A 25,713-nucleotide genomic window follows, 5' to 3' on the forward strand; every position below is an offset into this window, starting at 1 on the left:
ACCAAGAAGACTACTGCTAAGAAGTCAACCAAGAAGACCATTGCTAAAAAGTCAACTAAGAAAAGTACTAAAAAAAAAGTAACTAAGAAGACTACCAAGAAGGCTTCTAAGAAGACGACTAAAAAGTCTACTAAGAAAACTGCCAAGAAAGCAGTAAAGAAGACTAGCAAGAAGACTTCAAAGAAGAAGTAATCAGTCTTTAGTCCAAATAAAAAGCTCAGATCTTTAATTAGATCTGAGCTTTTTATTTACTTCATCAGGTACAGCCACTTCTTAACTGGCGGAATCTTTTTCAAAATAAACGTTATCAAAAAGGTCCCTGCAAAGTTAAGGATTACAAAAACTAGGTAGCATAAAAACTGTTTGGCTAAGCCAAGGCCGGAATTCAGCAGGTTGATCCGCAAGATCTTGTAGAAAAAGCCGCTAGTGATCCCAGCCACCGTCAAGTGCTGCATGTAAGCCGCAAAAGAGTAGCGGCTCAGGCAATTAGCCAGTTGGTTGAGAAGCTTTGGAGCCTTTGCTAGTTTTGCTTCCAAGCGGTAAACCAATTCAAATAGGCTAACGGCAGCGAGTACAATCAAGGCTGAATCATAAGAGACGAAATCCTTCCCCTGGTTCAGCAGGCCCCAAGCGGCTAAAAAGGCTGACAGCATCCCGAGCAATAAGGTCCAGGACGGCAGCTTTTTGAAAAAGCCCTTCTTCACGCCGTAGCCGCACAAAAGATACAGGGTCCAGACGCTGTTGCCCCAAAGCTTGGGCGAGAAGAGGTTCATGCCGATCATTGGCACCACGATTTCTGGCAGCTTTAAAGCAGCTAGTAAGTAGTTAACCGTAGGGATCACCGTCCCAGACAAGAGCACCAGCCCTAGCAACAAGTTGACATACTCCGGCACTTTCACCTTTTTGATCAAGGTCGCCAGAATCGGCAAGCCCAGGTAAATCGGGATGATCATCTGCAAGTACCACAGGGCGGAATTGGTGGGGCTAGCGAAAAAGCTGGCCTTGAGCGTCGTGTCTAACCGCGGGATAAAGCTGCCATAGCGGAGCCACGGCGACTTGGCCAGGAGGTACCAAAGCCAATTCCAGCATTCAAAGGCGACGACCAGCGGCCAAAAGTTCCGCTTCAGGTACTTTTTTAAATAGCCTTCGTTTTCATAGTCCCGGCCCAGCATCAAAAAGCCCGTCAGCATGACGAAGAGCGGCACCCCCAGCCGGCCAAAGACGGTAATCAGGTTAGCCATTGAGCCATGAACGGTAGCGTTAAAAAAGTAAATTTTAGTATGTAAACTAACCACAAAAATAATGGCCAAAGCTCTGATATAATCTAGTGATAGATAGCGCTTCAATTTCACTCTCTTTTCATTCCTCTTAAAAAATGGTTATGTTGATCAAAACTGGTAAAAATTATACCACGTTTTGTGCTATGATTTTCACTGATGTTTAAAGCTTAAGCTAAGAGATAAGTTTCTAGCTATTTTATAAATCAGGATATTAAAGAAAGAGATCAAGATTTATGGACAAAGAAAAAATCAATCAGCTCTGGGACAAGTACAAGGACATGATCCCCTACGTCATCTTCGGCGTTTTGACAACCGTCGTCAACATCGTCGCCTACTGGCTCTTTTACCGGGCCTTCCACGTCTACATGATGGTCAGCAACATCATCGCCTGGTTTGCTTCAGTTCTTTTTGCCTACCTCACCAACCGCAAGTGGGTCTTTCACAGCGAAGCTGAGACCTTTGAGGACTACTGGAAGGAAATCCTGGCCTTCTTTGCGGCGCGTCTGGGCACCGGGATCTTAGACTGGCTGATCATGTTCATCTTTGCTAAACAGATGGGCTTAAATGACATGGTGATCAAGATCGTTTCTAACGTCGTAGTCATCATCTTGAACTACGTTGCCAGCAAGTTCTGGATTTTCAAGTCTAAAAAGTAAGCTTTTTTTACAATATATTTTAAACGGGAATAATCAGCCAAAAGGCTTGTTATTCCCGTTTTTGCTTGCCCTCAAGATCAATGTATCGCCTTTTTATTAGTCAATTAGTTATATAAAGATCATTCTAATAGAATTAGTATCTAAAATCAAAGTAATGGTATGATACAATTTTAGCGAAATAAATATATGTTGTTCAAAAGTGGGGGAAGACTATGACCAAAAGCAAAAAGCGGTTATTTTACTTAGATGCGATGAAGGCTCTGGCAGTCTTAATGGTGATCGCCTTGCACGTTCCCTTGTGGTCAATTAACTATTTGAGTCATCCCACTGCTGCCAACCACTTGCAATACGCACTGCGTTTGGCATCAGAAGGCGTACCGATCTTTGTCTTTATCAACGGCTTCCTGCTTTTAGGGAAGTCGCATTTTACCATGAAGCGGCATTGGCAAAAAATCAAAAATATCTTTCTATTGCTTTTATTGTGGAGTGCAATCTTAACAACCATCGGCATTTTCCTTGATCCCAATGCTCATTTTTCGCTTAAGTTTTTAATCGATTCAATCTTGAACACGCGAAATGAAAGCAAATATTCTGGCGTTTTATGGTTCTTGCAGAGCCTGCTGGCCCTCTACCTCCTTGTTCCTATCTTAAAGGTCCTATACGAAGAGCACTTTGAGCACTTTGACTACTTTAAGTACCTTTTTATCGTTGTCAGCTTCTTTACTGTGGGACTTTCCCTTTTAAAAATCGTCAACCAGTACCTGGTCGCCCTGACTGGCAGCAATCTCTTAAGCGAAGCAATTTCCTTCTTAGCGGTCTTTGACTTTATCAACTATGATTGGTTTGTCTTTTACTTCATGCTGGGCGGGATGGTTTACCAAAATCTCGATGCTATCCAAAAATACCGGAAGCAAATTATTTTGCTTGGTTTTGTCAGCTACGTCATCGCGGTTCTAGTTGGCTGGTCCTTGGGCTACCTGACTAGCGCAGTTTACAATCCATCCTTTACTTACCACTCACTGTTTATGCCAGTAATGATTTTAGCCTTGCTGGCTTTGTTTTTGCCAGTTGAAACTGGCGAGGGACTTTTTAGCAAGTTGGTCAGCAGCGTTGGCCAGCACACAATGGGCATTTACCTGACCCACTACATTTTTATTATGCTCATTGCCAAATACGTCAAGGGCAACTCTTTCTTAATGCGGATCCTGATCTTTCTGATCGTCTTTGCCTTGAGCTACTTGTCAGCCATTATCATCAGCAAAATTCCTAAAGTTAACAGAATTACGGCCATGTAATTCCCAAGGACAGATTATTAAAAAATTGTAATGCTTAACCCTTTTTTCTTTAACTCATTCTTTACAGGTGCTATCCTAGAAGGCAAGTTCGAGGAAAGAAGGGTATTTTGATGCGAAAAAATTACAGGTTACTAGCACTTTTGCTGTGCGTGGGCTCAGCTCTGGCCATCAGTGCCTTCACTTTTCAAAATTCTAGCCACTCTGCCCAGCTGACTTTGAAATTCGTCAACGTTTTTGAAAAAGTCCACTTCCACCTAACCGGGACGGTCACGCCGGAATACCCGGTCTACCACATGATGCGGAAGTTTGCCCACACGGCGGAATACTTCGCCTTAGGGGCCAGTGCCTGCTGCCTTTTTAGCAGCTTAGGCCGTAAGCGTTACGTACTGGATGCCATTTTGCTGAGCGCCGGCTGGTCCTTGCTCGACCAAACCAGCAAATTGCTGGTGCCGGGCCGGGAATTTGACCCCACCGACTTTCCCTTTGACATTGCCGGCTACCTTTTGGGGATTGGCCTCGTGTTCTTGATTAGATATTTTTTCAGCGAAAGCAAGACCAGTAAGGTCATGGTCAAAAACAAGTAAAGACAAAAGTTCATAAAATATTATTTGCAGTTGATAACTAGCGCCGTATGGCGCTTTTTTCTTTGCCAAACTTTGAAGCCAATTAGTGAAAATGATAAGATGAGAGTACTAACTATCCAATTAGAAAAAATGCAAGAAAAGCAAGAAAAACGATAAACAATCATTGCAACGATTACCAAACTAATGAATTTAAACAAGAACTTTTTTAAACGGCATCACGATTTGGTCTACCTCGGCCTTTTGACCCTCGTTGCCCTCTTGGGTACCCTTTACATGCAAAGGACCCACGGCCTTTATGCCTGGTCAGACTGGAGCTTTCACGTTTCCCGGGTTGAAGAAATCTACCAAAATTTAAAAAGCGGCCACCCCTTTACCTACATTGCCAGCCGCACCTTTTCTAAGACTGGCGCCGGGTCCTTTCTTTTTTACCCCTACTTTTTCTTTTATCCCTGGGCCCTTCTGCGCTTTGTCTTGGCCCCAGTCAACGCCTTTTACGGCTGGTATCTCTTGATCACCCTGATGGCTGTCTACATCAGCTACTTCAGCATGAAGCGTTTCTCAGGCAAAAGCCTGCCGAGTTTGCTCTTCACCCTGCTCTACGTCTTCACCCCCTACCGGATTTACCTGGGGACGGCGGTCTTTGGCGAATTCATCGCGGCTGGCTTTTTGCCTTTGGTCTTTTTAGGCTACTATGAAATTCTTTTTGGCAACCGGAAAAAATGGTACTACCTGGCCATCGGCGGGGCGCTTGTCGCTTATGCCCACATCTTGTCCATCATGCTGGTCCTGGAATTTTGCCTGATCATCTTTATCATCAAGCTGGTCTTAGACCACAAATTGGAAAAAGAGCGACTGTTCAGCCTCTTGCTGAGCGGAGGCGTCTGCTTTAGCTTAATTTTGCCAATTGTTGTACCTTTTGTCACCGACTTCTTAGGCCAGGGCGTCAGCGCCGCCAAGCCTGGCATCTCCTATAGCTTGGGCTTTTTCCAATTGATATTATCCTCCTTTGGCTTTGGCCGGGGCTGGAAATTAAGCTTTTACCTCTTAGCCTTTTTGGCGACTGGCTGGCTCTGGCTTAAGGGCAAGAAGGACTGGATCATTTACGGCTTGGGGATCGCGTCCTTCATCTTTGCCACGACCATCCTGCCTTGGAGCTTTTTATCCAAAACCATCCTGGGCGAGGTCCAGCTGACGGCCCGCTACCTGTCCTACTGTGGACTTTTTGTCAGTGTCCTGTTAGCTAAATACTTGTCTTTGGCAATTGCAAAAGTGCCTGGTCAAAAAAGGCAAGCCGTTATCTACCTCCTGCCCCTGGCCGGACTTTTAACCTTCTCAGCTTCCATGTACCTGCAGGTCGAAGCCATGAAGTCCTATACGCCGCTAGCCAGCGTCAGTCCAAGCAAGATAGTCAAGCTGCCGCAAAGGACGGTGCGAAACGAAGACTATAACAAGGTCTTTAACTACCAGGTCGTTTACGGAGCTTACGACTACTACCCAGAAGCTGCGCGGACTAGCCAAAAGCGACTGAAGTCCATCGCTAGACACTACGCTTACCTTAATGGGAAAAAGCAAAAGCTGAACCCAACTAGCGGGGCCAACCGCTTGACCTACCATGTCAAGCTTGCCAAAAACAGCACCGTCAACCTGCCAGCTTTAGCCTACCAGCACACTGCCGTCACTGTTAACGGCAAAAAAGTCAGCTACCAGAAAAGCAAACGGGGCACGGTTTTAGTTCACTTATCTTCTGGCAGCAATACCATCACGGTCAGCTACCAGCCAGCAAGCCTGTATTTCTGGGCCATCGGTGTCAGTGCCCTCGCTTGGCTCAGCCTCATTTTATTTATATATCGTAATAAGTTATACTTCAAAGCACCTTAGGGTGCTTTTTTCACTGTTTTCAGAGTCTTTTACTAAAAAAGTTAAATTAATCCTTTATTTCTTCAGTAAGAATATTATATAATAAGTGTGTTAATGTGGCCTTGATCCATCAAAAGGTCGCGTGTGGAAAAAGAAGAAAAGAGAAAGAGGGAAAACGATGAATAAGCGTCATTTTCAACTAGCCGCTGCCCTGCTGGCTGGCCTAGCCCTGTCCGCTAGTCCGGTTTTGGCAGACAGCCAAACTAATAGCAGCAGTCAAACAGCTGCAGCGACCACGGCACAAACCAGTCAAACCACTGCAGCAACTACTGATCAAACCAAGACGGCTGTCCAAACGACCGCTGCCACTGATCAAAAGACTGCGGCTAACACTAACGGTCAAACTGATCCAGCAGCCAAGACCAGCAGCGAGACCAAAAAGACGACTACGCCAAAGAAGAAGGTCGTTAAGATCAACCTGAAGGACTACTTAAACAAAAAGCCAGTAGTCGTTCGCTTGAAGAAGACGGTTGCCTTGTACAAGAACACCGCCTTGACCAAGAAGGTGCAAAATGCCGGCAAGGGCACCCACTACTTGGTAAAGTCTTTTGCTAAAAATAAAGATGGCGTTCCATACTTGAAATTGTCAAATGGCAAGTACGTAGCTGCCAAAAAGAGCGATTTAGCAACGGTTAAGCCATACCAAAACCCAAAGCAGTATCACCAAGTTCACTACACCCGGGTTAAGCCTTACGGCAAGGTCGGCTACACGGTTGGGCGCGGCTATGAAGGGATCAAGACTTACTTGATCATGAAGCGCCTTGGCACTTACAACGGCTACAACATGTACAACACCGCTACCTGGTATGCTGTCCGCAACTTCCAGGCTCGTCACCACTTAAAAGTGACTGGTAACGTTGACCAAGCAACCTGGACCAAGCTGGGCCTGGGCAAGAAGCTCTTCACCCAAATCGACTCCTATACGGCACCGCTTGGCGCTCAAGCCTGGCAAGGACGAAAAGCCCACATTGAAGCCATGATCCGCCACGCTTACAAGTACTTGAACCACCCGTACCTGGTTGGCTCATCATCCATGCCACGCTACGGTACTGACTGCTCTGGCCTGGTTATCCAAAGTCTTTACGCCGGCGGGATCAGCCCTGTACCAGTTAGTGCCATCGGCCACGCCCACCCAGGCAACGAATGGAACTCCCGCAACCTTTGGGCTGACAGAAAGCTGAAGCGGGTATCATACGCTAGCCGTCAACGGGGCGACTTGGTCTTTTACTACCAACCAGGTACCCGTACCATCTGGCACGTTGCAATCTACCTGGGCCACAACATGGTCATCGAAAGCTGGCCACCACGCATCATGGTGCAACCAATTTCCAACTACCAACGCAACGTGATTGCCGGCATCAAGCGGCCATTTATCTAGCCGATGAAAATCAGGGCAATCGCTTTGCTGGCAGCCTGCTCAGCTTGTCTGACCTTTTCTCCTGGAGCTAAAAAGGTGCTAGCTGACCAGCGGCTGCAAGAGAAAACTGCAGCTGTCACGGCCACTAAGCAAAGCAGCCAAAGCCAGAGCAAAAAGGTTGAAGCGGCGAAAACTTCTCAGCCAACCAGCCAGCAAAACAGCAATCAACAGAACAAGCAACAACAAAACAGTCAACAAACTAGTCAAAACAGCAGCCAGCAAAATTCCCAGAATGGGCAGAACAATGGCAATAGTTCTGATCAAAATAGCCAAAACAATCAGAATAGCCAAAATTCCGACAACAATTCTGGGCAAAACAGCCAGCAGATCCCAGATGGCTGGCAGACCATTAATGGCAAGCGCTACTACTACCTGAGCCAAAAGAAGCTGACCGGCTGGCAGACTCTGCAGGGGCAAAGATACTACTTTGCCGCTGACGGCCATCTGCTTCAAGGGGTAAACAAGATCGGTAAGAGCTCTTACCTCTTCAGCCAGGCTGGGACTTTACAAAAAGGGCTCAAGAAGTACGGCCGCTATTGGTATTTCAGTGGCAGCAATGGCAAGCTTTTATCCGGTTTGCGGAAGGTCAACAAGACGACTTACAACTACTTCAGCGTCAAGACCTACCGGAAGGCTTTTAAAAGCGTTAAAACCAAGAAGAGCTACTACTGGATTAACAAAAAGAGTGGTAACGTTACTGGCCTGCGCCTAGAGGCCAAGGCTATTGGCCAGCGGCCTTTAGTCACCGGCTGCGAGATTACCGCGGCGGCCATGATGCTGAACTACGCTGGCAAAAAGATCAGCAAGTACCAGGCGGCTGCCGCTACTCCGCGTAGCGCCAACCCCAACCTAGGCTTTGTCGGCAATCCATATTCTTGGACCGGCACCTGGATTGCGCCTCTAGGGCTCGGCATCCTGGTTAGAAAGTATCTGGGCCATTTCAAGAACATGTCAGGCTCTAGCCTCACTAACTTGAAAAAGCAGCTCTGGAAGCACCACCCAGTCGTGGTGTGGGTTTCCTGGGTTGACCACTTCCCTAACCACGCTTTGCTTTTGACCGGCTACAACGGGTCTCGGATCTACTACAACGACCCCTGGACCGGCAAAAAGGCGTCTATGAGCGCTTCTAGCTTCTGGCACCACTACTCTACCCTGAAGTGGCTGCGCGGCCACCAGCGGGCTCTCAGCTACTAATTGGCTAAGCTAAAAGGCATCAAGTTCATCGAACTTGATGCCTTTTTTAATCTTCTCTAAGTTGTCGAAATTCTCCCCGGTATGTCATCTACTTTTATTCAGGCCTCCCGAGTATATCATCTACTTTTGTCCAGGTCTCCCCAGTATGTCATCTGCTCTTGTCCAGGTCTCCCCAGTATATCATCTACTTTTGTCCAGGTCTCCCCAGTATGTCATCTGCTCTTGTCCAGGTCTCCCCAGTATATCATCTACTTTTGTCCAGGCCTCCCGAGTATATCATCTACTTTTGTCCAGGTCTCCCCAGTATGTCATCTGCTCTTGTCAAAAAGCTTCAGGACTGCCAGATGATATACTTGGGAGACCTCATGTCTGGCAGTTAAGATAGAAAGGAGACTTCGTTTGCTCTAGATGATATAAAAAGAAGACCTACCACCGGCTAGTTAATATCAAAAGGAGACTTTTTCTAAATTAAAACAAAAAGTCCGTGGATACGCCACGGACAAAAATTATTTAGACTTCTTAGCCCTGCGCGGCAGGTGTCCCTTCACCCAGTCGACCGTCTCGTCCCAGTCGCAGAAGATGATGTTGTAGATTGCCCAGAAGACTAGGCACTTCAAGAAAAGCGGCGAAACCTGCTGGCTGTAGAAGCGGTTGGAGAAGAAAGAGAAGGCTAAGGATGGGTAGATGTAGCCGTAGACTACAGTGGCGTAGTCCACCCGGCCACTCAAGCGCGTTAGCATCGCTAGTTCAAAGACGGCCTGGGAGATTACTCCCATCAAGGCGCTCAAGATAAAGACGCCGGCGTAGCCAAAGTCCATGTAGAAGGCGGCAAAAGTCGTGCAGACATTGCCCAGGTGGTAGCGACCAACAAAGCGCATTGGCAAGTAGAGCTGGTAGTGGGCGTCAACGCCGAACTTGGGCCCGATCCACTTGATTAATTCAGCAAAAGTCTGCTGCCCCCAGATAAAATTGCGGGGATGCGGCTCATTCAAGAAGCTGTCGATGTTCTTGATCTGGGCCCCCAGGTATTCTGCCAAGTACTCGTTAAGCGGGATAACGTGGGAGTTCCGCCCCATCATATTCCCGATCGTTCTAAAGGACAGCAAGACGACTGTCCCAGCTACCGCCAAGGCCAAAAAGAGTTTCCAGCTAAAGCGCAGCTTGCCGGTCCGCTTGCCGTAGACCATGCCCAAGCAGACAATCAAGGCGATCATCATGTTGATGGCCCCGCCCCGGTTGCCAAAAAGCATGCTGTTCAACATGGCAATCACGAAAATCACTGATGGAAAAATCGGCACCTTCTTGGTGGCCCAAAAATTGTTGGCGATCACGTAAGCCATCCAGTAAGCCCCTGCCATGACAAAGGTCCGGCAGTTGTAGACGTAGCTTGGCAGTTTGCTGTCGCCAGCCGTAAAGGTCGTTCTTTGCCGGTAGCGTGCCATAGTTTCAAAAACGTTGTGTCCGCCCACCATATTTCGCATCTCGATCACGGTCACGATCATGGTGACAATTTCCAAGACTAAGAGTGCCACTAGCAGCCAGCGGTTCAGCTCGATCTCCTGCTTTCCCCAAGACCAGCTAAAGTTGACCGTTTCTGCTTTTTGGGGATTTTTCTTGCCAAAAAGCCAGTGGATCAAGAGCGCACCTAAAATAAAGGCACTGATCCCGCCAACCAGCACGATAAAGGTGTTGAGGTGGAGGTTCAATTTCCACTGCTTCACAAAGCCCAAGGCCCAAAGCTCAGAAAAGGCAAAGCCGCCCGCAAAGATGACGGCCGGTGCCAACAGTTCGCGGTTTGACCCATAGTAGGCCCCAGCGGTTAACAAGCAAGTAACGAGAAATAACAGATAGATCATACTTTTCTTTCTTCTATATTTTTACTGTATCAGCTTATTCAGGGTTGGTGTTCAAATCATCATGAGAAAGCTGACTTTCGCTGACTTCGTTGGCGTCATAGAGGTCGTGCTTGATCTTGGAAGAGCTGATTTCCGGCGTTCTTGGCAGGTAGACTACGTCCACGCCTTCGTCTTTCAAAAAGTCAAACTTGCCCTTCCAGTCATCCCCCATGACAAAGGTGTCGATGTGGTATTCATGCATGTCGCTCTTCTTTTGGTTCCAGTCCTTTTCCGGAATAACCAGGTCAACGTAGCGGATGGCTTCAAGCAGCTGCTTTCTTTCTTCATAAGAAAAATAAGTCTTCTTGTGCTTGGAATTCCAGTTGAACTCATCGGTGGACAAGGCCACGATCAAGTAGTCGCCCAAGGCCTTGGCCCGGCGCAAAAGGTTGATATGACCATAGTGCAAGAGGTCAAAGGTGCCGTACGTAATTACTCTTTTCATTCTTCAGCTGTCACTAGCCTTTCTAGAGGTATTCTTTGTAAGACTTGTCTGGATCAAAAAGGACGCCATTGTGCATGGTTGGTGCCTTCACCGGAGTCTTCCAGTCGCCATACTGCTTGGTTAACAGTTTGTCATAATCCTTGGCAATTGGCAAGTTTAACATTTCAAACGGCACCCGCATGGTTTCACCGACCTCTTCTCTTGGCCAGCAGCACTTGTCAGTGCTCAAGGTCACCATCATGACTTCCTTGGTTTCTTGCCCGTTATATTTCACCATTTCCCGGGCAAATTTTTCATAGTATGGATTCCGCTTGCCATATTTTTGCTTTAAGAAAAAGAAGTGGGTGTAAAGCACGGCCTTTCTTAAACCAGACAATTTGGCATTAGGCTTGCCCAGGCAGTAGCGGTAATATTGATTAGCCCGGTACTTCAGGTGCTTGGTGTCAGCCACGAACTTTTGCCGCTCTTCCAGGTCATCTGGCACATTGTCCAGCGGGAAAATATCGATAAAAATCCCCTGGTTAAAAGGATACTTGAAGGGCCGCTCTGACTCTAAGATCGCCGTCGTCTGGGAGTTCCGCAGCTGGGCGTGGCCCCGCATGGAGCCTGGGTCCGTATCTTCAGTTTGGAAGAAGTACGGCTCTTGAAAGTCCGCCAGCTGGCAGAGCTTGTCAAAGTCGGCCCGGTGCATCATCACGTCCACGTCATCGTCCCAAGGGATGTAGCCCTGGTGGCGGACAGCGCCTAGCAAGGACCCACCTGACAGGTAGTAAGTCAGGCCATGCTCTTGGCAAAAGTCGTCCAGCTGCTTGAGCAGGTCCAGTTCCACCGCCCAGATTTTCTTCATCTTTGGTGAAATCGTATAGTCATTTCTGACTTCTTCTTTAAAAAAGTCAGGGTCAATTTTTAACTGAATATCCATTTTTTCTATTATCCCCTCTTAACCATCTTCAGCATGAACTTAAAGGACTGGTCCTTGAGCAGCATTAAAATAGCCAAATACGTTGCGCTGCCGGCTACAAATTGGATGATCAGCTTGATAAAGTTGCCAACGCCCAAGCCGTTTAGCAGCAAAATCACTGCCGCCATGGCGGCCCCAGCCAGGAGCTTTTTCCACAAGACCTTGAAGATATAGCTGGCGTCCAAGAAGCCGTTAGAATTCTTCAAGTAGAGAATGCTGATCGTCAGTTCAGCCACGATCGAGGCACAGGTCGCCCCAGCACTGGCAAAGCGCGGGATCAAGACCAGGTTCAAGAGGAAGTTGACCACGGCCCCGATGATAATATAAACCGCACTCTGCTTTCTTAAGCCGGCTGGGTTGTAGTACTGGGCCCCCAGGCAGTTAGAAATCCCGATGATCACGATCTGCGGGCTAAAGAGGCGAAGAAGCAAGACAACCTTGCCCCAGCCTGGCCCAAAGAAGATCGGCACGAAGGTATCAGAAATCCCGATCAAGCCAAAGCCAATCCCCACCCCGATAAAGAGGATGTAGTCGATTGACCCCCGAATCCGCTCCTTGATTTCGTCAATCCGCTTTTGGGCAAAAAGGAAGGAAATCCGCGCACCCAAAACGTTGTTAACAGCGGTAAAAGTTACGGCCTTGGTCAGGTTGATGATCTTGGTCGCCTGCTCATAGTAGGCATTTTCCGCGCTGCTCTTGGTGATGATCCCGATCAAGGACTTGTCCATATAGGTATAAATGGAAGTCGCAATGGTTGGGATAAAGTAGATCAAGGTTTCATGGAAGTGGGTAGCCAGGTGGCTAAACTGGATTGGCGTCTTGATGACGAACTTGTGCAGTTCCAGCCACATGGACATGGTCCCTAGCAAGGTGGTCCCGGTCATGATGAAGACGTACAGGTTGGTATCTTTTGGACTCTTGATAAAAAGCAAGATCAAGATCACACCGGCAATCTTAACCAGGGCATTTTTAGTTACCGTGTATTGGAACTGTTCTAGCCCATCGAAGAACCAGGAGATGTCCAGCATGGTGTTGAACAGGTTCAAGGTCAAGATCAGGTACATGACATGGTACTGTTTCTGAAAACCGATAAAAATCGCCCAGATGACCAGCATGACAACTGAAGTCAAGACGCTTAAGAGCTCAATTTCCCAAAAGAGCTGGCTTCTTTTGACCTTGTCATTCCGGTTTCTAGCAATTTCCCGCATCCCGTATGACGCCGTCCCTAAGGCAGCGATCAAGGAGAAGTAGGTCTGGTTGGCCGAGGTATAACTGTAGGCCCCGATCCCACCGGTCCCAATGATTCTGGAAACATATGGTGCCGTAATCAAGGGCGTCAGAATCGACAGAATCTGGTAAAGGGTACTAATAATGATGTTCTTTTTAATGCTTGGATTCTTCATTGTCTCCCAAAATCTTCATCGTGGCAGCTAAAGCTGCTCTTAAGTCCGTCTCCGCCTGAAAGCCCAGCTGGCGGAATTTAGTGGTATCCAGCAAGGCCTTGGTAGCCGTGGAATAGCCGGCTGCTTCGTCAGCCTTGGGCAGCTCAAAGACCACCTTTTGTCCGGCCAAGTCAGCGACGGTTTCAGCTAAGTTCTTCAAGGTCGTATCGCACTTTTCTCCAGCCACGTTGTAGGCTTCCCCGCACTCGCCCTTGGCCAGGGCAAAGATGATGGCGGAAACCGCGTCTAGAGAATAAATGTAAGAGTACTGCTGGTTCCCCTTGCTCTTTAAGACAATGTCTTCATGAGCCAGGCCCTTTTTAATAAATTGGGACAAGGCCTTGGTGTCTGATGGCAAAAGGGTTGGCCCAAAGGAGCGGGACAGGCGTAATGTCACGCAGTCCAAGCCCTTTTCCTTGATATAAGCCTGGCAAAGGGCCTCACCCGTCCGCTTGCTTTCAGGGTAGCCGGCTCTCAAGGTGTTGGAATCGAGATAGCCAAGGTAGTCTTCTTTAAACTTGTCGACGTCGCCCCGGTTTTCCCCATAGATTTCCACCGATGACAAAAAGATGACCCGCTTAACGCCGTGCCGCGCCGCGTAATCCAGCAAATTATTGGTCCCGATCACATTGGTCGTGATCGTACTGATTGGGAAGTGGGAATAGGCCAAGGGGTGGGTGTTGCTTGCCGCCTGGATCAGGTAGTCGCAGTCTCCAGTGTAGTTAATCCCTTCGTTGATGTCGCCCTGGACAAAGGTAAACTGGGGACTGGCCAGGTAAGCGCCAAAGCGCTTTTTAGCCTTTTCCAAGTTGCGGCCGAGGGCAACAATTTGGCAGTTTAAGTCGCTATGTTCATTCAAATACATGATGAAGTCGACCAGGCCGCTGCCGATCATGCCAGTCGCCCCGGCAATCATGATGGCCTGATTCTTTAAAATCGTCCAGTTTTGATCTTTTTCAGCCCAGTCTTTGAGCTCAGTCAGATAAAAGGGATTATTGGTTAGCATTTTTCCCGCTTCGCTTTCACTTAATCCAAATGATTCGTATTGAGGTATGCCTTAAAGAAGTCCAAGTTTTCCGGCGTGGTCAGCTTGATGTTCATGTCAGAGCCCGCCGCAAAGTGGAGCTCAACCCCCAAGTCCACCATCATGGTGTTGGTGTAAGAAGAACCATAGATGCCGATTTCTTTTTCAAAGGCTTCGTGGTACTTCTCATCCAGCAGGCCAAAATTGTAGGCTTGCGGGGTGGAGACCCGTCTCAGGGTTTCTCTTGGGATGTACTTATGGGTGGTCGTTTCATCGTCGTCATCGATGACAAAAATCTGCTCGTTATAAGGCATGGACGTTACCGCGTTGCCGTATTGCTGGCACTTGACGATAACGTCAGAGATGACCTCGTTATTCAAAAGCGGTCTCACCCCGTCGTGGATCAAGATGACGTCGTCATCTTTGACCTTGCCTTCCAGGTTGTAGACCCCGTTTCTGATCGATTCCTGGCCGGTCGCCCCGCCAGTTACGACCCACTTGAGCTTGCTGATGCCGTATTGGGCAGCGTAGGCTTCAGCCACGTTTTGCCAGCCGTCTAAGCAGACCAGTTCGATCGCATCGATTTGGGGATGCTTTTGGAAGGATTCTAAAGTGTAGACTAAAACTGGCTTGTCGTTGATGTTGATAAACTGCTTGGGGATGCTTTGCCCCATCCGCTTGCCAACGCCGCCAGCGATAATGATTGCAATGTTGCTCATTATTTTTGCCTCCTTACTTCATTAAGGGCTTCAGCAGAGCCAAAGTCAAGCCGTAAAGCTTGTAGCCGGTCTTGCGGTTGAAGCTGATGACTTGGCCCTTGCGGCCAGTCATGGCTGGTACCTGCCGGTAGATTTCCGGTGCTTCTTTTTCTAGATAATTTTCAAAGGCCAAAAGCTCTGGCTTGGCCTTTTGGGCATCCATGATAAAGAAGATCTGGTACTGCTTGTTGACGATCTTTTGGAGCAAGCGCAAGTAGATCTCCCGGACTGCTGGGTCGGTGACTTGGTCGGTGTAGTACTTGGACACCTTTTCGATCACCTGCACGTGCTGAGCGCGGTTTTTGATCATGTTCTTCATGTTCACGCTTTGGTTGACTGAACCCAAAAGGTAGTCGTAAACCGGGAAGTCCAAGACCTCAACCGTTTCGATGTAAGGCAAAGGATAGAGCATCATTTCATTGTCCACGTAGAAGCAGTGCTCATCGATCTTTAAGTGGCATTTTCTTAAAAGCTCAGTCTTAAAAGTGGACCCGTGCATGACCGGGTTGTAGCTGTCCTTGATGTCAGCCAAAGTCTTGGCGTTTTTGGGAGCTGCGCCATCAAAAACGCTCTTGAAGGTCTTTTCTCCGCTTTGCTCGTCCACGGTGTAAAAGCTGTTTAAAACTAGGTCAGCATCGCTCTTTTCCAGAGCCTGGACCAGCTGCTCAATCCCGGCTTTTTCCACCCAGTCGTCAGAGTCAACGATCTTGTAGTACTTGCCAGTTGCCACTTTTAAGCTGGCATTGATAGTTGAGCCATGGCCGCCGTTTTCCTTATCAATAAAGACCACGGAATCTGGGAATTGCGCTTGGTATTTGCGGCCCAGTTCAGCCGTATTATCTTTTGAGCCATCGTTGACGATGATGATTTCCAGCTTGTCTAAAACCGCATTATTGGTTAAAGAAGCAATACACTTGTCTAAGCAGTCGGCCGCATTATAGGCGGCAACGCTGATTGAGAGAACTTTACTCACTTTATTCACCTACGTACATTTGATAAACCTGTTCAGCTGACTCTTCATTGTCATAGCCGATTTCGGTCAAGACTTGGGCCTCTTTTTGCCGGTCTAGACCTTGGGCATTTTTAGCCGTGTCAAGCACTAATTCAGCCCACTGGTCAGCTGGCGCACTCAGACTTTCCCGCTTGATCAGGCCTGGGAAGTCCATTTCCCGGCTGATCACGTCTGAAATCACGCAAGGCAGGCCACTGGTTTGGGCCTCTAGCAGAGTCATCGGCAGGCCTTCATATAAAGATGGCATGACGAAGACGTCCATGGCATAGAGGTAGTCCGGGATTTGGTCAGTCGCCGTGATTAAAATTACTTGGTCGCTTAAGCCCAAAGCTTTAATCTTAGACCGAATTTCAGCCTCTTTATCCCCGCTGCCAATCAAGATCAGCTTGGCCTTTTGTCTTTTAGCTACTTCAGCAAAAATGTCCAGCAAGAAAAGCTGGTTCTTTTGGTCAGCCAGGCGGCCAATATTGCCAAGCACCAGGGTATCATCGCTAATCCCCAACTTTTGTCTGAGCTGGTCTCGCCGGTCTTGATCAAAAGTATGCTGAGCGCGGTCGATCCCGTTGTGGATGATTCTGACCCGCTTTTGATCCTTTGGACTAAAGAGCCACTGAGCGGCTTCATGCGAGCAGGCAGCCAGGTCGGTGGCGTACTTGCCAATCAAATGGCGCTCTAAGCTAGCTACCAAAGGCAATTTTTGGATCCCGTGCAGGTCCCGCATGGCGTTGTGGGAGTGGATGATCACCTTTTTGACGCCAGCTTCCCTAGCCACTTTGGCCGCGTCATAGCGGCTTAAAAGGTCAGTATCGATATGAACCACGTCATAGTCATGCTTGACCAAAAAGTCCTTCAAGACCTTCTCCCGGTTCTTGTGACTGGCTAAAGAAGATGATGATTCATAGCGCAGCGGATAGATCTGGCAGCCCAAGGCCTTAACGGCCTCTTCCTTGCTGGGTACGCTCTTGTCAGGGTCCAGCAAGGCGTAGTCATAGTGAACCCGGCCTTTTAGAGCCTTGATCCACTCGTATTCCACGGCACTGACGCCATCGTAGTAGAGCATCCCTCTGATAAACAAAGCTTTAATCATGGTCTTCCCCCAAGTCAAATTCAAAGAGTGGGTGCTTTTCCCGCTTATCAGCAGGCGGCGGAGTCATGTAGTCAGGCCCATAGAGACGGTTCATGTAGCTGTCGATGCCGTAAGGGATCTTGACGGTCATCCCTTCAAAAGTCCCTTCCTTGCTTTCGCACATGTTCTTGCGGGTATCCATTTCCCCAAAGTAGTGCTTGCGGCCGCTGGGAATCGTCACAAACTTGGACTGGTCGTTTTTCGACGCAGAATAGACCTTGTAGGTCCAGCGCGTCACCGTATCAAGCGGCAGGAACTTGAAGAAGCGGCCAATCTTGTACTTCTTGCCAAAAGCCGCCCGGATTTCCGGCGTATCTTGGAATTCCAAGAGCTTGGGCAAATAGTCATAGACCTTGCGGCAGCTTAGCAAGTAACCGACCGCCAGGCACAGGTAGCCGTGCAGGTTTCTTAAAAAGGCATTGTCAGGCGTATTTTCCAGCACAAAAATATCGATGCAGACGCCGCAGTTTTCCCGGGGCTCAGCAATGTCGCTGAAGGTCCGGTAAACCGTGCCCTTTTTGACAAAGCGGCTGGCCGAATTGCCATGGCCCTTGGTCAGTTCCGGAGCTAAGAGGCGGTAGTCTTGACCCAGTTCTTTGGCGAAGACTTCTTTTAACTTATTAAAGTCCTTGCGGGGCATGTTGACGTCGATGTCGTCGTCCCAAGGGATAAAGCCCTGGTGGCGGATGGTGCCTAAGACTGAGCCCCCGCTCAGGGTGTAGGTCAGGTCATACTTTTCGCAGACCCGCATGAAGTCGCCCAGCATCCCCAAGAGGGTTGCCTTCAGCTTTTTCAGATCTTCGCCTTCAACGTAAACCACCTTGTCGCTGCCCGCAAAAACCGTCTTTTGGGCCGCAAAGCCGTCCTTAGTTCCTAACTTGCTCATTTAAGAATCGATCTCTCCTTAAAATTCTTCCTTCACTGCGTCCAGCGCTGCCCGAATTACCTGGTCCATGTTGTAGTACTTGTATTGGCCAAGCCGGCCGCCGAAGATCACCTTGGCGTCTTCCTTAGCAGCTAAGTCCTTGTATTGGGCGTAGAGGGCGTTGTTCTTGTCGTTGTTGACTGGGTAGTATGGTTCATCGCCCTTTTTCCAGTTGGCTGGGTATTCGCGGGTAATGACGGACTTGTCAGGGTCGCCCTTGCCAAATTCGAAGTGCTTGTGTTCGATCACGCGTGTATAAGGCGTTTCGGCATCAGTGTAGTTGATAACCGCATTGCCTTGGTAATTGCCCACGTTCACTTCTTCAGTTTCAAAGCGCAGTGACCGGTATTCCAGTTCACCTAGCTTGTAATCAAAGAATTCGTCGATTGGACCGGTGTAAACCACCTTGTCGAAGTCCTTGAGGTATTCGTTCTTCTTGTCAAAAAAGTTGGTGTTGGTTTCAACGGTGATCTTGTCGCTTTTCAGCATGTTTGCAACCAATTTGGTGTAGCCGCCCTTTGGGATGCCTTGGTAGTCATCGTTGAAGTAGTTGTTGTCGTAGATAAGCCGTACAGGTACCCGCTTAATGATGAAGGCTGGCAGTTCCGTCGCCTTTCTCCCCCACTGCTTTTCGGTGTAGCCCTTGATCAATTTTTCGTAGATGTCCCGGCCGATCAGAGAAATAGCTTGTTCTTCCAGGTTTTGAGGTTCCTTGCCCGCCATTTCGGCCCGCTGCTCATTGATCTTGTCTAGAGCTTCTTGAGGAGTCCGGATGCCCCACATTTGGGCAAAAGTGTTCATGTTAAAAGGCAGGTTGTACATGTGGCCCTTGTAGTTGGCCACAGGGCTGTTAGTGTACCGGTTGAATTCCGCAAACTGCTGCACGTATTCCCAAACTTCCTTGTCAGAGGTGTGGAAAATGTGGGCACCATACTGGTGGACTTGGATCCCGTCGATTTCCTTAGTGTAGATGTTGCCGGCAATGTGATCGCGCTTATCGATCACCGTGACTTCATGGCCGCGCTTAACAGCTTCGTGGGCAAAAACGGCACCAAACAGGCCTGCACCAACGACTAAATACTTACTCATCTGCTTCTTCTCCTTATTTTGCTTTTTCTCTTTATTTTTTGCTCTTGTTTTTGTTTGATATCTTTATTCGCTAAAAGTGGGTTTGCTTCTTGCCGATGCCCAGCTTGCGCTTGATCAAGTTGAAGCCCTTCTTAATTACAGCTTCCCCGCCGATCTGCCCCCAAGGCATTTCGATAAAGCGCTGCTTGGTGGTGTAAAGCCAGATATCCATCAAACGCTCAGAGATGTAGCCATAAACCCGCTGATCCTGCTTGGAGTAGCCAGAAATGTCGATCTGGCCTTCCAGTTTTTCTAAGACGTCAAAAACGAAGCTGCAGTATGAGTCAAAGGCATCCTTTTTCATCACGAACATGTTGAACATGTGAGCACTGCGCCGCTTCATCATCATGTCAAAGGCTGGCAGGTAGTCTGGGTAGTCCTTGGCCAGGATTTCCCGGGTCTTGTCGATCGGTTCACTTGGGTGGGCGTGAACGTAGTGGTCATAGTTGCTCTCGATGTAGTAATGCCGCTTTTTCGGCACGATCACGTCGTAATCTTGCAAAAAGTGGGCGTAATCAGCTTCTGTCGCTACGTTCTCCAAAGTGTAGGGCTTTTTCACATAAAAATAGCGTCGATAGTGGACCAGGCCCACTGCATCAACGTCTTTAAGGTTCTTCCATGCCCAGTAGACACCGGTCAATTCTGAATAGTAAGGATTCTTAGCTGAGATGTTGTCCCCTTCGTCATCTCTTTGGTAGGGGATGCCATCACGGTAGTTTTTCACGGCACCAACTAGGACCGGCAGGTAGACTGGGTCCTTTGGCATGGGAAATTCTTTGTGGGCAGCTACTAAAACTTTAATCTTCATCTTTGCCACTTTAGTAGGCTCCTTCACTCTTAAAAATGCTTGCGATCGTCTTAAAGAAAATCTTCACGTCGTAGGCAAAAGAAATATTGTCGATATATTCCAGCTCAACGTCGCAGCGCTCAGGGTAACCGATGTTGCTGCGGCCGGTAGCTTGCCACAAGCCCATGGCGCCAGGCCGTACTGACAAGAACTTTGCCTTGCGGTCGCCGTATTCTTCCAGTTCTTTTTCAACAACGGGGCGCGGACCAATGATGCTCATGTCGCCCTTTAAGATATTCAAAAATTGGGGCAATTCATCGACAGAAGTCCGCCGCATCCAACGGCCAATCGGGGTAATGCGAGGATCTTCTTCCGCCAAGAGCTTGTAGTCATTTGCGACATACTTTTGGTAGAGCTCAGGATCGCTCTTCAGGATTTCTTCGGCATTCATCTTCATTGACCGAAACTTGTACATTTTAAAAGGCTTGCCGCCCTTGCCAATTCTAGTTTGAGCAAAGAAAGCCGTGCCGCCATCGCGGCTTTTAATGATAATCGCCAAGATCAAAAATAGTGGAGAAAAGACGATTAGGGCTAGCAAACTGCCTAAAATATCCAAAAATCTTTTAACGTACTTATAAAAGCCTAAATTCTTTTCTTCGACTAACTTGTTTTCACTCGTCATCTAACCAACAACCTATTTTCCGTATTTATGATTCTCTATTGCTTGCCTAGCATTTTTTCACTATCACTCGTTTTTGCCTTAATTCACGAGGTACTATTCAAGCCATTATACTTGACAAGTATATCATTTTTTAGCTAAAGATAACAATCCTGGCCAAAAGTTGTTTGGCAATAAAAAAGCTGGACTTAACGTCCAGCCTTTAAATCTTAGCTAACTTTCTTAGTTTTCAGACCCATGGCCTTTCTGATCAAGTTGCTGATTCTTTGCCGTTCAGCAGTTGAGATCTTTTGGTATGACACGCCATCTTGCATGTAGCCAGTCCCGTGAGTGTAGTCAGTCGTCAAGTTCTTGGTAGCTGACGTGTAACTAGTTGCCAAACTCTTCAAGTCAGAGAAGTCCATGTCAGTTTGGACGTTCTTAGACAGGGAATTGATGAAGCTGGCGTTCAGCAAGCTAGTTGAGCTTTCAGCCTTCTTCAAGAGGGCCTTCAAGACTTGACGTTGACGCTTTTGCCGGCCGTAGTCGCCTTGAGGGTCATCGTAACGCATTCTGGAGTAAGCCAGTGCCTTAGCCCCGTCCATGTGGGTGGTTTCACCCTTGGTGAAGGTGTAGCCTTCGTAGCTAAAGGACAGAACCGGCGCAACATCAACCCCGCCAACCTTGTCAACGATGGTCTTCAAGCCGCCCATATTGATCAAGACATAAGCGTTGATTGGGATATTGAAGTAGTTCTTCAAAACTTTGGCTAATTCCTTGGCATCGCCATAGGCATAAGCTGCGTTCAGCTTCGATGGTGAATGTTCTGGATAGTCAGGCAGGTTGACCTGCATGTCTCTTTCAAAGCTGACCAAGGTCGTCTTCTTGGTCTTTGGGTTCAAGACCGCCACCATAATGGAGTCCGTCCGGCCCTTATAAGTTCTGCCCAAAGCCCCGGTGTCAGTCCCCATCAAAAGAATGGCAATCGGCTTAGAATTGCTCAAGACAGAACTCTTACTACCGTTTTCGGCATCAGACAAGCCACCTGACCGGTAAGCGGTATTAGCGGCGTTTTTTATATTATTGTATTCATAAGCTGCAAAGCCACCGATGCCAATCACGATGACTGCAATAACTGCCCAGAAAATCCGCCAAAACTTATTCTTTTTCTTCCGCTTGCCTACCCTGGTATTCAGATTTGTGTTATTATTCACAGTTTTCACCTGTATCCTATCTTTCAAAGTCAATACCTCAATTATAAAGGAGATCAAGCATTATGTCTCTTACTAGGTAAATTTTTAGCTTTTTTTAAAGAAAGAAACAAAAAATCTCGCATAAATGCGAGATTTTTCGAATTAACTCTAACTAAAAGTTAGCTGCCTTGACGTACTTAGCATTTGCTACAGCGTAGTACTTCTTGCCCTTAAAGACAACTACTGAACCGTAGGTAACTTTCTTAGTCCCCTTCTTCAGAGCCTTCTTTGCATGAACCAGCTTCTTGCCCTTCTTGGTGTAGATATAAGCGTTCTTCTTAAGGGTTCTCTTCTTGCCAACAGTAGCATTGCCGGCCTTGATGTACTTGCCATTAGTCAGCTTGTAGTACAGCTTGCCCTTAACGACGCGAACTCCGGTTGCCTTGAGGAATTTGCCCTTCTTGTAGGTCTTGGCCTTGGTCTTCTTGCCCTTGGCAGTGTAAAGTGCAGAGTTGGTCTTCAGGCGCAGGTATTCGCTAACCTTTTGGTAGCTGATCTTGGCACCAGTCTTCTTGTCAAAAATGTACCACTTGCCGCTGATCTTGCGCAGGCCGTAAACCATCCGGCCGGTCTTGGTGTCGTAGTAGACAGTCTTCTTTTGACTAGCAATGTACTTGAAGCCAGTTTGCATGACGCCGGTCTTCTTGTCAAAGAGGTACCAGTGACCGCTAATCTTGGCTTGACCGTAGTATCTTGCACCAGTTACTGGGTTAAAGTAGTAGGTCTTGCCACTAATCTTGTGGAAGCCGTAAAGCATTTGGCCAGTTGCTGGATCATAGTAAACGGTCTTCTTTTGACTAGCAATATATTGGAAACCGGTCAGCATTGCACCGGTCTTCTTGTCGAAGTAGTACCACTTGCCGTTCATCTTAACTTGGCCGTAAACCTTGGCACCAGTTACTGCGTTAAAGCAATAAGTCTTGCCATCGATCTTTTGGAGACCGTAGAGCATTTGACCAGTTGCTGGATCGTAGTATACGGTCTTCTTTTGGCTATCAATGTATTGGAAGCCGGTCAACATTGCACCGGTAGTCTTGTCGAAGTAGTACCAGTGACCGTCGATCTTGATTTGGCCGTAAACTTCTGCACCGGTGGTTGGGTCAAAGTAGTAAGTCTTGTCACCAATCTTTTGCAGGCCGTAAAGCATTTGGCCGGTGGTTGCATCATAGTAATAAGTCTTGTCGCCAATCTTTTGGAAGCCAGTTTGCATTACAGCGTTTGCGTCAAAGTAGTATGATTGGCCATCAATCTTAACTTGACCATAAACTCTAGCACCAGTGGTTGGGTCCAGGTAGTAAGTCTTGCCATCAATCTTTTGGAAGCCGTAAAGCATATGACCAGTTGCTGGATCATAGTAGTAAGTTTGATCCTTAGCAGGAACATATTGGAAGCCAGTTTGCATATGGATTGAGCCATCAGCACCAGTATCCTTGTAGAGGTAGTTGTAACCCTTAATCTTCACTTGATAGATGTAGCTGTCAGTTGAAGCCTTAGCTTCTTTGACTGAAGTAGCAGTAAATTCTGGCTTTGCGCTGCCTTCGTTCCAGTCCCAAACGCCTTGGTCAGTGGTTGATTCAGCCAAAACCTTGGATTTGTTGCCATCGATCAGGACTAAGAAGCTTGGCCCAAGGGTTGCATCCTTATCCTTGCCAGCCATTTCTGCCCGGTTGCTCATGTAAGCATTGACTAAGACAACGTGGTTGACGAAGTAGTCCTTGTCATAAGTTACGCCGCCAACTGTGATCTTATCGCTCTTTAAGTTCTTAGGGTTAATCTTAACAACATAGTATGAATAAGTTGCCGTCCGCCAAGTTGATGGTACTGAAGCACCCAAGACTAAGCCGTCACCGTTAAGTGGAACATAACCGCCATCAACCCGATCAGAAACAAAACCAAGCATCGCAACGTTGTCACCGATTGTGGTATTAGCTTTTACTACTAAGTCGGTATCAGCAGCCCGGGTTAAACGACCGTCAGTAAACAGGTAGTACTTGCCATTCAACTTGATCAAGTCAGGACGTTCAATTTCATCCCCTGACAAGATCGTCTTAACTAGTGGCTTGTACAATTCTTGCTTGCCAGTTGCATCAACGGCAATCTTTGGATTCTTAGGATCTGACATGTCCAACTTCAAGAAGCCGATTGCGCCGTTAGCAACCTTAGCCTTAGTTGACATAGTATCGTCGTTAACCAGCTTGAAGAATTCGCTGAGGTTGTATGATGCATTGCCGCCGTATCTGCCCCATTCATACATGTTTTCGCCATCGGCTGGGTCATCCCCATTGTTGCCAGTAGCCGTTTCAAAGGCCAGGTAGTAAGTACCATCGCTATCTTTAAAGACGTGAGCATCTCTTAATTGTGGGTTGTCAGATGAACGATCTGAGCCATTCTTCCATTGGTCATAGTTTTGGTAGACCGTACCGTCACCAGTGAAGAGAATCTTGTTATTTTCAACCCGGTTGATGGAAACAGAATTATTGTCGTGGTTTAAGTAAATCGTTGCCGTAGCAATCTTTTGGTTATTGTCTTCTTCCCAGTGCACGTCAGCGTAGAACAATTGAATTGAGCCATCGCTGTTGAGCATGGCTGAGCCAGACCATTGACCGGTTGATGGATCATTGCTGTAGCCAAAGATTGAGCCAGCAACCTTCCAATTAGCGAAGTTGTTGTCGCCATACTTGTTGTAAAGCAGGTACAAGTGACTGTCGCTCTTGTGCGGAATCCCCATCATGGCCACTACTAATTGGTAGCCATTCCAGTTTTCCACATAGCCGCTCTCAGGATCTTGAACTGGCCAAGAGTCCCAAATTTCCATCTTGGCGTTTTCACCAGTTTCAGCATCCTTGACGCTAGCCAAGCCTGGCATGTTTTCGATCTTGTCGCCCTTCATCAAAGGAATTTGGGAGCTAGCTTCGCGGTTAACGATCTTGCTAGTGATGGAGTCATAGTCCTTCATCGTGTATTCACTGTCTTCGGTCTTGGTCAAGGTCATCTTGTTCAAGGCAGTGATTTCCTTGTCAGTCAGCTTGTCTAATTCAACGCTGCTGCCTTCGCGAATGGCTGCTGATAAAATCTTCTTAGCAGTATCGTTTAACTTGGCAAAGTTGTCCTTAGCAGTTTGATTGGTCAGCTTGCCATAAATGGCTGAGCCTTCACCAATGTTTTCGTTAGAAACGTCTTCACTGACATTTGACTTAGTATATTGAGTAGTTTCGCCACTAGTTACTTGACCAGTCGTTGAGCCAGAATTGGTTTGGCTGCCACTAGTCGTGCCGGTAGTACTACTAGTACTCGTACCAGCAGTACTTGAACTGGTAGCTGAGCCAGTATTGGTATTAGTCGTCGTACCAGTTGAATTCTTGGTTGTATCAGTACTAGTGTTAGTTGTTGAGCCAGTGCTGGTATTGCTGGTTGACTTGCTGCCTGATTCACTAGTTGAACTAGATGGCGTATTAGTAGATACGCTGCCGGTAGTCGTGGTACCAGTACTTGCTGATGATTGAGTATTACCGGTAGTTGACGTCGTATCCGTCTTGCCAGCAGTCGAAGTCGTACTGCTCGTAGATGATGTGCTAGTCGTACTTTCGCTAGTAGTCGAGTGATCGGTTGACACCATCGCATTAGCGGTATTGTTGCCTGAATCTGACCCGGTATTAGTCGTATCAGCCTTAACGGTTTGGGCCTTGCCCGCGCCAGCCAGTAAGCCTAAGGCAACCGCAGAAACCATCAAATAATCTTTGCCGAAAAGAACATGTTTTTCTTTTTTCCCATACTATGCTTCCTTAAACAAACGATTCTTAACACAATTGACAACAAGCAAGCTTGTTTTTTGGTCAAAATCAATAAAATTCAGCTTGCATACACCTCTATTCTACAATATTTCTTCTCATTTTATTAAAAAATATGCTGTGTACTTTAATTAGATTTAAGTTATACTTTGGCTAAATGTAAGCAAA

At 47.5% G+C, this 25,713-nt stretch carries 21 protein-coding genes and 1 pseudogene; 7 read left to right on the forward strand and 15 right to left on the reverse strand.

Features of this window, described 5'->3' with window-relative positions; all coding sequences use genetic code 11:
- The coding region (locus tag ACI4WN_RS05625; protein ID WP_439777337.1) for a hypothetical protein at window positions 1–192 on the forward strand (192 nt) is incomplete at its 5' end.
- 56 nt (window positions 193–248) lie between these two features.
- On the opposite strand, the gene ACI4WN_RS05630 is transcribed toward ACI4WN_RS05625, so the two are convergent.
- Window positions 249–1,352, reverse strand: a complete 1,104-nt coding sequence (locus ACI4WN_RS05630) for an acyltransferase (protein ID WP_439777338.1) — start codon at window positions 1,350–1,352, stop codon at window positions 249–251.
- A 161-nt stretch (window positions 1,353–1,513) separates the two neighbouring features.
- Here ACI4WN_RS05630 and ACI4WN_RS05635 point away from each other — a divergent pair, with 161 nt between their 5' ends.
- The 6 genes from ACI4WN_RS05635 (at window position 1,514) to ACI4WN_RS05660 (ending at window position 8,343) form a co-directional block, all read left to right on the forward strand.
- Window positions 1,514–1,936 (forward strand): GtrA family protein, encoded by a 423-nt coding sequence (locus ACI4WN_RS05635; protein WP_439777339.1) that lies wholly within the window; start codon window positions 1,514–1,516, stop codon window positions 1,934–1,936.
- Between the two features lie 212 nt (window positions 1,937–2,148).
- Window positions 2,149–3,231, forward strand: a complete 1,083-nt coding sequence (locus ACI4WN_RS05640; protein ID WP_439777340.1) for an acyltransferase — start codon at window positions 2,149–2,151, stop codon at window positions 3,229–3,231.
- 110 nt (window positions 3,232–3,341) lie between these two features.
- On the forward strand, window positions 3,342–3,815 hold the full coding sequence (locus ACI4WN_RS05645; protein ID WP_439777341.1) for a VanZ family protein: 474 nt from the start codon (window positions 3,342–3,344) through the stop codon (window positions 3,813–3,815).
- Between the two features lie 183 nt (window positions 3,816–3,998).
- The gene (locus tag ACI4WN_RS05650; RefSeq protein WP_439777342.1) at window positions 3,999–5,693 is read left to right on the forward strand and encodes a hypothetical protein; all 1,695 of its coding nucleotides are present in this window, start codon (window positions 3,999–4,001) and stop codon (window positions 5,691–5,693) included.
- Window positions 5,694–5,850: 157 nt separating this feature from the next.
- Complete coding sequence (locus ACI4WN_RS05655; protein WP_439777343.1) at window positions 5,851–7,110, forward strand: DUF5776 domain-containing protein; 1,260 nt, start codon at window positions 5,851–5,853, stop codon at window positions 7,108–7,110.
- A gap of 3 nt (window positions 7,111–7,113) precedes the next feature.
- A complete protein-coding gene (locus ACI4WN_RS05660) occupies window positions 7,114–8,343 on the forward strand; it encodes a C39 family peptidase (protein ID WP_439777344.1) in 1,230 nt (409 codons plus the stop codon).
- Between the two features lie 506 nt (window positions 8,344–8,849).
- Here ACI4WN_RS05660 and ACI4WN_RS05665 read toward each other — a convergent pair.
- The 14 genes and pseudogenes from ACI4WN_RS05665 to ACI4WN_RS05730 all read right to left on the reverse strand — a co-directional run bounded on the left by ACI4WN_RS05665 (window position 8,850) and on the right by ACI4WN_RS05730 (window position 25,484).
- The gene (locus ACI4WN_RS05665) at window positions 8,850–10,199 is read right to left on the reverse strand and encodes an O-antigen polymerase (protein WP_439777345.1); all 1,350 of its coding nucleotides are present in this window, start codon (window positions 10,197–10,199) and stop codon (window positions 8,850–8,852) included.
- 34 nt (window positions 10,200–10,233) lie between these two features.
- A complete protein-coding gene (gene tagD / locus ACI4WN_RS05670; RefSeq protein ID WP_439777346.1) occupies window positions 10,234–10,683 on the reverse strand; it encodes a glycerol-3-phosphate cytidylyltransferase in 450 nt (149 codons plus the stop codon).
- Between the two features lie 22 nt (window positions 10,684–10,705).
- The gene (locus ACI4WN_RS05675) at window positions 10,706–11,605 is read right to left on the reverse strand and encodes a LicD family protein (RefSeq protein WP_439777347.1); all 900 of its coding nucleotides are present in this window, start codon (window positions 11,603–11,605) and stop codon (window positions 10,706–10,708) included.
- Window positions 11,606–11,613: 8 nt separating this feature from the next.
- Window positions 11,614–13,047 carry an oligosaccharide flippase family protein gene (locus tag ACI4WN_RS05680; RefSeq protein ID WP_439777348.1) on the reverse strand — a complete coding sequence of 478 codons (1,434 nt, stop codon included), beginning with the start codon at window positions 13,045–13,047 and terminating at the stop codon, window positions 11,614–11,616.
- Window positions 13,028–14,092 (reverse strand): NAD-dependent epimerase/dehydratase family protein, encoded by a 1,065-nt coding sequence (locus tag ACI4WN_RS05685; protein ID WP_439777349.1) that lies wholly within the window; start codon window positions 14,090–14,092, stop codon window positions 13,028–13,030. Before ACI4WN_RS05685 ends, ACI4WN_RS05680 begins: the two co-directional genes overlap by 20 nt.
- 20 nt (window positions 14,093–14,112) lie before the next feature.
- A complete protein-coding gene (locus ACI4WN_RS05690; protein ID WP_439777350.1) occupies window positions 14,113–14,829 on the reverse strand; it encodes an IspD/TarI family cytidylyltransferase in 717 nt (238 codons plus the stop codon).
- A gap of 13 nt (window positions 14,830–14,842) precedes the next feature.
- Complete coding sequence (locus tag ACI4WN_RS05695; protein ID WP_439777351.1) at window positions 14,843–15,841, reverse strand: glycosyltransferase family 2 protein; 999 nt, start codon at window positions 15,839–15,841, stop codon at window positions 14,843–14,845.
- 1 nt (window position 15,842) lies between these two features.
- Window positions 15,843–16,967 (reverse strand): glycosyltransferase, encoded by a 1,125-nt coding sequence (locus ACI4WN_RS05700; RefSeq protein ID WP_439777352.1) that lies wholly within the window; start codon window positions 16,965–16,967, stop codon window positions 15,843–15,845.
- Window positions 16,960–17,892 (reverse strand): LicD family protein, encoded by a 933-nt coding sequence (locus ACI4WN_RS05705; protein WP_439777353.1) that lies wholly within the window; start codon window positions 17,890–17,892, stop codon window positions 16,960–16,962. Before ACI4WN_RS05705 ends, ACI4WN_RS05700 begins: the two co-directional genes overlap by 8 nt.
- 18 nt (window positions 17,893–17,910) lie before the next feature.
- A pseudogene (gene glf, locus ACI4WN_RS05710) lies at window positions 17,911–19,029 on the reverse strand (UDP-galactopyranose mutase); the annotation flags it as partial.
- Between the two features lie 61 nt (window positions 19,030–19,090).
- On the reverse strand, window positions 19,091–19,867 hold the full coding sequence (locus ACI4WN_RS05715; protein ID WP_439777354.1) for a DUF4422 domain-containing protein: 777 nt from the start codon (window positions 19,865–19,867) through the stop codon (window positions 19,091–19,093).
- 10 nt (window positions 19,868–19,877) lie between these two features.
- A complete protein-coding gene (locus ACI4WN_RS05720; protein ID WP_439777355.1) occupies window positions 19,878–20,528 on the reverse strand; it encodes a sugar transferase in 651 nt (216 codons plus the stop codon).
- A gap of 206 nt (window positions 20,529–20,734) precedes the next feature.
- Complete coding sequence (locus ACI4WN_RS05725) at window positions 20,735–21,727, reverse strand: LCP family protein (protein WP_439777356.1); 993 nt, start codon at window positions 21,725–21,727, stop codon at window positions 20,735–20,737.
- Window positions 21,728–21,869: 142 nt separating this feature from the next.
- On the reverse strand, window positions 21,870–25,484 hold the full coding sequence (locus ACI4WN_RS05730; protein WP_439777357.1) for a glycoside hydrolase family 68 protein: 3,615 nt from the start codon (window positions 25,482–25,484) through the stop codon (window positions 21,870–21,872).
- Between the last annotated feature and the right edge of the window lie 229 nt (window positions 25,485–25,713).

Source organism: Lactobacillus sp. (genome assembly GCF_051893255.1).
GTDB lineage: Bacteria > Bacillota > Bacilli > Lactobacillales > Lactobacillaceae > Lactobacillus.